Here is a 6420-nt window from a genome sequence, read left to right on the forward strand (position 1 = left end):
GGCGAAAGAGAGGGGGCGTGGGCAACAAAAAGGGCCCTCAAGGGGCCCGGACATATGCGACCGTTCGCGGCTGACGGTGTCAGTCCGCGGTAGGTCGCCTGGAAAGTACGAGGGCGCGACGCATGTGTCGTCTCCAAAAAACGTAGGATTGGCTAGTGCCATGCCCCTGTCAGGGCGTCAAGTCAGGGTTCAGCGCAAGAAATGACCTCCATTGCGCCTCGGCTTCCAGGTCGGTGATCGTCGGCCAACTGGCCATCCGGCCCCTCAGCCAGACCTCCTGACGTTTTGCATAATTGCGGGTTTCCTGCCGGCCGGCGTCGAGGGCGGCGTCCAGGGACAAATCGCCTGCAAGGTGGGCGGCCAGGGGCCGCAGGCCAACGGCCTTCATGGCGGGCAGGGCTGGGTCCAGCCCCCGGGCGACCAGGTCGCGGACCTCCTCAAGGGCACCCGAGGCGGCCATGGTGCCGAACCGGGCATCGCAGCGCGCGTACAGGTCCGGCCGCGGCGGCATCAGGCGTACGGACCGCCACGCCCCGGGGGTGAGCCCGCCCCGGGTTTCCGCCTGCCAGTCCGAGAGCGCCTTCCCTGTGGCGAGGAAGACTTCCAGGGCCCTGACCAGCCTCTGGCGGTCCCCCAGCAGGATCCTTTCCGACGCGGCCGGATCAACCTGGGCCAGCCGGGCCCGGAAAGCTGGCTCCCCTCCGGCGTCGAAGGCTTCCGTCGCCCGGGCGCGAACGTCTGCAGGCACGGGGGGAATCTCCGCCAGGCCGTCGGTGAGGGCCGCGAAATAGAGGCCGGTGCCGCCCGCGATGATGGCGTCCCTTCCGGCTTCCCGGAGCCGGGCCAGGACCGCCTGGGCCTGGGCCAGCCAACGGCCCACGGACCCGCCGTCGGCCGCGTCCGCCACCCCCACCAGATGGTGTGGGACGCCGCGGCGCTCGGCGAGATCGGGGATGGCGGTCAGGACCGGCAGGTCGCGGTAGATCTGAAGGGCGTCGGCTCCGATCACCTCGCCGCCCACGGCCTCAGCCAGGCGGACAGCCAGGGCCGACTTGCCGCTTGCCGTCGGGCCGGCGATGAGCCAGATGCGGGACGCCATGGATCTTGCGCTCACCCTTGTCGGCCAGGACGCCGAAGTCTCCCGCCTCGCTTCCGACCGGGCGCAGGCAGGGCTTGCAGCCTGCGGTCTGTCCGTCAAGTCCGCGTCCGCCCTTGGCCCAACAGCCTGGGACCTCACCTTCGAGGCCTTCGACCTGGCCGGCCTGAAGGCCGTTGTCCGGTCCGCCCTCGGCGACCTGCCAGTGGACCTTGCCCTCCAGCCCCTCGCCGGACGGCGCAAACGGCTCCTGCTGGCCGACATGGACAGCACCATCATCGCCTGCGAATGCCTCGACGAGCTGGCGGACTTCGCCGGGCGCAAGGCGGAGGTCTCGGCCATCACCGAGCGGGCCATGCGCGGCGAGCTGGAGTTCGAGGGGGCCCTGCGCGAGCGGGTGGCCATGCTGGCCGGACTGCCCGAGGCGGAGCTGGAGCGCGCCTATGCCGAGCGTGTGCGCCTGAACCCCGGCGCCCGCACCTTTGTGGCCACACTGGCGGCCTCGGGCGCGCACTGCGTCCTGGTCTCCGGCGGCTTCGACGTCTTCACCCGCAGGGTCGCCGTCGAGGCGGGGTTCCACGAGGACCGGGCCAACCGCCTCCTCGTCAGCGAGGGTCGCCTGACCGGCGAGGTCGCCGAGCCCATCCTCGGGCGCGAAGCCAAGCTTGCCACCCTGGTCTCCGAGGCCGCCAGGCTGGGCCTGGACCTGTCCCAGACCGCCGCCATCGGCGACGGCGCCAACGACCTGGCCATGATCGAAGCCGCAGGCCTGGGCCTGGCCTATCGCGCCAAGCCCGTGGTCGCCGCCCAGGCCGACGCCCAGATCGACCATGCCGATCTCACTGCCGCCCTCTACTTCATGGGCTTCTCCGAGACCGAGTTCGTCCGAGACTGAGGCCTCAGGCCACCCCGAGGCTGCGCCGGACCAGGTCTGCAGCGGCATGCAGGTCGTCGACGATGCGGGCGCACAGGGTGTCCATCTCGTCGGTCGGCGCCAGCAGGTCCGGGACCATCACCGTCATCATGCCCGCCGCGGCCGCCGACCGGACCCCGTTGTGGCTGTCCTCCAGGGCCAGGCAGGCCGCCGGGTCCACCTCCAGGCGCCGGGCGGCGACCAGGAAGGGATCCGGATGCGGCTTGCCCCGGGCATAGTCCCCGCGGGCCGCCACGGCGTGGAACCGGCCCTCCAGTCCGTGCCGGCCCAGGTTGAAGGCCACGTCCTCATGCCGGGAGGAGGTGGCGATGGCCCGGGGCAGGGACAGGGCATCCAGAAGGTCGAGGAACTCGCGCACCCCCGACTTCAGGAAGTCCTGTCCCCGGGCGAGGGCGTGGAAGTGTTCCGTCGAGGCCGCCCAGAGGCCATCGACGTCGAAGTCCTCGCCGAAGTGGTCCAGCAGCAGGGGTCGGCTGGCCTCGCCCGGCAGGCCGATCAGGCTGTGGAAGACGGGTTCGGGCAGGTCGCGTCCCATCCCCCGGGCCGCAGCACCCAGGGCGTCGCGGTAGAGGGACTCAGTGTCGAACAGCAGGCCGTCCATGTCGAAGACGACGGCGCGGGGCGGGCGGGGCAGGGGCATGGCGTCCTTGTCGACCCTCGCCAGCCCGCCCGCAAGGGACCTGGCCCCTTGTCTTCCCTGTCCCGCGACTGGATATGGAGGCTTGACCCTAGGAGGGAACTCCGATGACCGCCGACGCTCCCATCGATCGCGCCACCCTCCTCGCCGCCCTCGACGGGATCCTGGACCCCAAGTCCGGCAAGGGGCTCAACGCGGCGGGCCTGGTACGCGGCCTGATCCTGGCGCCGGGCCGGGCCGGATTCATGCTCGAGGTCCCGGCGGGCGAGGTGGCCGACTACCAGCCTGTCCGTGACGCCGCCGAGGCCCTGATCGCCGGCCTGCCGGGCGTGGTTCGCGCCCAGGTGGTGCTGACCGCCGAAGCGCCGGCTGGCCGGCCCAGCGCCACGGTCACCCCCGTGGGCGCCGCGCCCCAGCGCCGGACCGCCGCACGGGTGTCAGAGGACCCTGCCGCCCGTCCGGCACCGTCCGGGGAGGCCGTCCGTCCCCCGCACGTCCGCCGGGTCATCGCCGTGGCCAGTGGCAAGGGCGGCGTGGGCAAGTCCACCATCTCGGTCAACCTGGCCGCCGCCCTGGCGGCCCGGGGCCTGTCCGTGGGTCTTCTCGACGCTGACGTCTACGGCCCCTCGGCGCCGCGGATGATGGGCCTGGACTCCCGCCCGGCCTTCAACGCCGACAAGAAACTGGTGCCCCTGGAGGCCTGGGGCGTGAAGGTCATGTCCATCGGCTTCCTGGTGGACGAAGGCTCGCCCATGATCTGGCGCGGACCCATGGCCTCCTCCGCCGCCCGTCAGATGGTGCAGGACGTGCTCTGGGGCACGGAGGCCGCACCCCTCGACGTCCTGGTGGTCGACATGCCGCCGGGTACCGGGGACATCCAGCTGACCCTGGTGCAGAAGCTGAAGATCGACGGTGTCCTCATTGTCTCCACCCCGCAGGAAATCGCCCTGATCGACGCCCGTCGGGCCGCCGCCATGTTCCGCAAGACCGAAACGCCCCTGCTGGGGGTGATCGAGAACATGGCCTGGTTCGAGGAGCCCTCCACGGGCGCCCGCATCCCGATCTTCGGGGAGGGTGGGGCCAGGGCCGAGGCCGTGCGCCTGGGCCTGCCCCTTCTGGCCGAGATCCCCCTGGAGACGCCCCTGCGCGCAGCCTGCGACGAGGGCCGGCCAGGGGTGCTCGCCCATCCCGACAGTGCCTCGTCCCGGGCCTTCACCCGGCTGGCGGCGGCGGTGGCCTGAACCCTGAGGCGCATGCGCCCCGGCCTGAAAGACATCAAATTGCTCCCCATCAGGGGGAGCTCCGCGCGAAGCGCGGTGAGGGGGTCTGCTGAGCCGTCGTTGACCCCCTCCGTCCCGGGGCTTTCGCCCCGGTCCACCTCCCCCTGGGGGGAGGAATTACAAAGCCAATTGCTCCCCCAAGGGGGAGCTCCGCGCGAAGCGCGGTGAGGGGGTCAACGGCTTCTCAGTTGCCCGTCTTCGGCTCCTCGCCGGGGGGAATTTGAGGCAATGCCAAGTGGGCAGGCCCGAGGGTTCCAGAACCTAGCTCCGGTCAACGGAGGAGTGACCCCCGGGCTCCCCGGTCAGGCCTTCCAGGACGGCGGCCTCCTCGTAGACGACGTCCGTGTGGCTGTCCCGCTCATCCAGCTGGCGGCGGATTTCCGCGTGCCGCGTAGCGTCCAGCTTGTAGCCGATGAAGCAGGCGCCCGCGAGCATGACGAAGACAATGGGCCCGACGATGTAGGCCAGCTCCAAGCCCAGGATCTGCTGGGGCGTATTCTGTGCGCCGACCTTGGCGTCGTATCCGACCAGGGCCAGGACATTGAAGGTCAGGAAGATCGAGAAGGCCCCGGCCAGCTTGCTGGTGGCGCCGGTCAGGGCATAGAGCAGGCCGATCTGCTCACGTCCGCCCTCCAGCCGCAGTTCATCGCCGATGTCGGCCGTAATCGCCCGCGTCATCACCCCGAACCCTGCGGCGAAGGCACCCTCGATGGCCATGGCCGGCACAAAGTAGGTGAAGTTTCCCTTAGGCAAGAACAGGAGGGCGATCAGGCCGAGGGAGTAGAGGGTGGTGGTCAGGATCAGGGCCCGGTGCTTGCTGATCCGGTTCGCCAGGGCCGCCGTCAGGGGCGCGCCGACGAAGCCGGCGACGATGTAGACCATCAGAAGAAGGCTCGCGCCAGTCTGGGTGAAGCCGCGCGAATTGGTAAAAAAGAACATGTAAAGGGCTGCCATCCAGCCCGGGCCGAGGGTCACGAGCAGGTCGGCGGCCAGGATCCGGATGACGTTGCCGCGGCTGAACAGCTTGGCGTAGTCCGCAAGCCTGAAGTGCTCGCCCTCATCGCGGTTGATGGTCTCGGGGGTCCGGACCAAGGTCACCAGGAGGCTGATCGGAATCATTGCGATCACAAACCAGCCGACGGCCTGGATCGGATTGAGCGCCTTGTGGGCCCCAGATCCCATGAGGATCGGGATCGCGAGGGCGGACAGGGAGCCGATCACGCCCACCGCTGTTAGCACGCCGAAGATCCTGGATCTCTGCTCATAGCTCTTGGCCAGGACCGCCGCCCAGGCCGAATGCGACAGGCTCATGATGGACAGCCCGAGGTACATCGCGAGAAGCCAGACGATCAGGTAGACCTGCGGCGCGCCCTTTGGGGCGTTGTAAAGCATGTAGACGGCAACGATCAGCAGGGGCGCGCCCGCCATCATCCAAACCCTGTAGCGCCCGAACCGGGACCGCGTCCGGTCCATGCCCAGGCCGATTATCGGGTCCAGCCAGATGTCAAGAAGCCGGACGATGCCGAAGGCACCCCCGACCACGGCCAGGCTCACGCCAAGCTGGCTGGCGAAGTAGGGCGGCAGTTGCACCCCTACCGAAAGGCTCAAGGCCGACAGTGGAAGGCTGATTGCCGCAAAGGCCATGGCCGCGGGAAGGCTCAGGTTTCCGTTCGTCGGCGACCGGTTGACCGTGGACACTCTGGACTTCTCCCAAATGGTGCCCGGTATTTCTGGGGCGCACGAAGATAGGCCGGGTTCTCCCCTATCGGGCAAGGGGAAAACGCCGGCCCTGGATCGGTTGGACTTAGCCGCCCTGCATCTTGCGGAAGAACTTCCCGCTCTGCTCGCCGCCATTCACATAGGCCTGCTGGCCCGTGGGGTCGGTGATGCGGGCGAAGTTGTCGCGGACCTCCTCGACCGACAGTCCGCCCTCACCGAGGTAGACCCCCTCGGTCTCGTAGATGCGGGCCTGGGCAAAGGCACCGGCGCCGGCGGTCATGACGACCCCGGTGGGGGCCTCATCCGACACCAGGTAGACCACGGCCGGGGTCACGTACTCCGGCTTCAGCTTGGCCAGCACCTCGGCCGGCATCAGGTTCTCGGTCATCCGGGTGGCGGCCACGGGGCTGATGGCGTTGACGTGGATGTTGTTCTTCTGGCCCTCGATCTTCAGCGTATTCATGAAGCCGATCAGGGCCAGCTTGGCGGCCCCATAGTTCGACTGGCCGAAGTTGCCGTAGAGGCCGGTGGAGGAGGTGGTGACCACGATCCGCCCGTAGTTCTGGGCCTTCATGATCTCCCAGACCGCCTTGGCCGGCTTCACCGAGCCCATGACGTGGACGTTCATCACCGCCTCGAAGTCGGCGATCTCCATCTTCGAGAAGGTCTTGTCCCGCAGGATACCCGCGTTGGCGACCAGGATGTCGATCCGGCCCCAGGCGTCCATGGCCTGCTGGACCATGTGGGCGACGCC

The 6420-nt window shown here is 69.2% G+C and carries 6 protein-coding genes; 2 read left to right on the top strand and 4 right to left on the bottom strand.

Annotated features, from left to right (window positions below; translation table 11 throughout):
- Positions 1-169 precede the first annotated feature (169 nt).
- The gene (miaA, locus tag WCJ52_RS10670; protein ID WP_336903291.1) at positions 170-1099 is read right to left on the bottom strand and encodes a tRNA (adenosine(37)-N6)-dimethylallyltransferase MiaA; all 930 of its coding nucleotides are present in this window, start codon (positions 1097-1099) and stop codon (positions 170-172) included.
- On the opposite strand from miaA, the gene serB reads away from it, so the two are divergent.
- Positions 1098-1991, top strand: a complete 894-nt coding sequence (serB, locus tag WCJ52_RS10675) for a phosphoserine phosphatase SerB (RefSeq protein ID WP_336903292.1) — start codon at positions 1098-1100, stop codon at positions 1989-1991. The genes miaA and serB overlap by 2 nt on opposite strands.
- A gap of 4 nt (positions 1992-1995) precedes the next feature.
- Here the strand turns inward: serB and WCJ52_RS10680 are convergent, their stop codons facing one another.
- Complete coding sequence (locus WCJ52_RS10680; RefSeq protein WP_336903293.1) at positions 1996-2670, bottom strand: HAD family phosphatase; 675 nt, start codon at positions 2668-2670, stop codon at positions 1996-1998.
- A 104-nt stretch (positions 2671-2774) separates the two neighbouring features.
- On the opposite strand from WCJ52_RS10680, the gene WCJ52_RS10685 reads away from it, so the two are divergent.
- Entirely contained in the window at positions 2775-3908 is a 1134-nt protein-coding gene (locus tag WCJ52_RS10685; protein ID WP_336903294.1) for an Mrp/NBP35 family ATP-binding protein, read from the top strand.
- A 300-nt stretch (positions 3909-4208) separates the two neighbouring features.
- Here WCJ52_RS10685 and WCJ52_RS10690 read toward each other — a convergent pair whose 3' ends face one another.
- Positions 4209-5645, bottom strand: a complete 1437-nt coding sequence (locus WCJ52_RS10690; RefSeq protein ID WP_336903295.1) for an MFS transporter — start codon at positions 5643-5645, stop codon at positions 4209-4211.
- A 106-nt stretch (positions 5646-5751) separates the two neighbouring features.
- Positions 5752-6420: SDR family NAD(P)-dependent oxidoreductase (locus WCJ52_RS10695; RefSeq protein ID WP_336903296.1), on the bottom strand; the 669-nt coding region annotated here is incomplete at its 5' end.

This window comes from Phenylobacterium sp. (assembly GCF_037138395.1).
Lineage (GTDB): Bacteria > Pseudomonadota > Alphaproteobacteria > Caulobacterales > Caulobacteraceae > Phenylobacterium.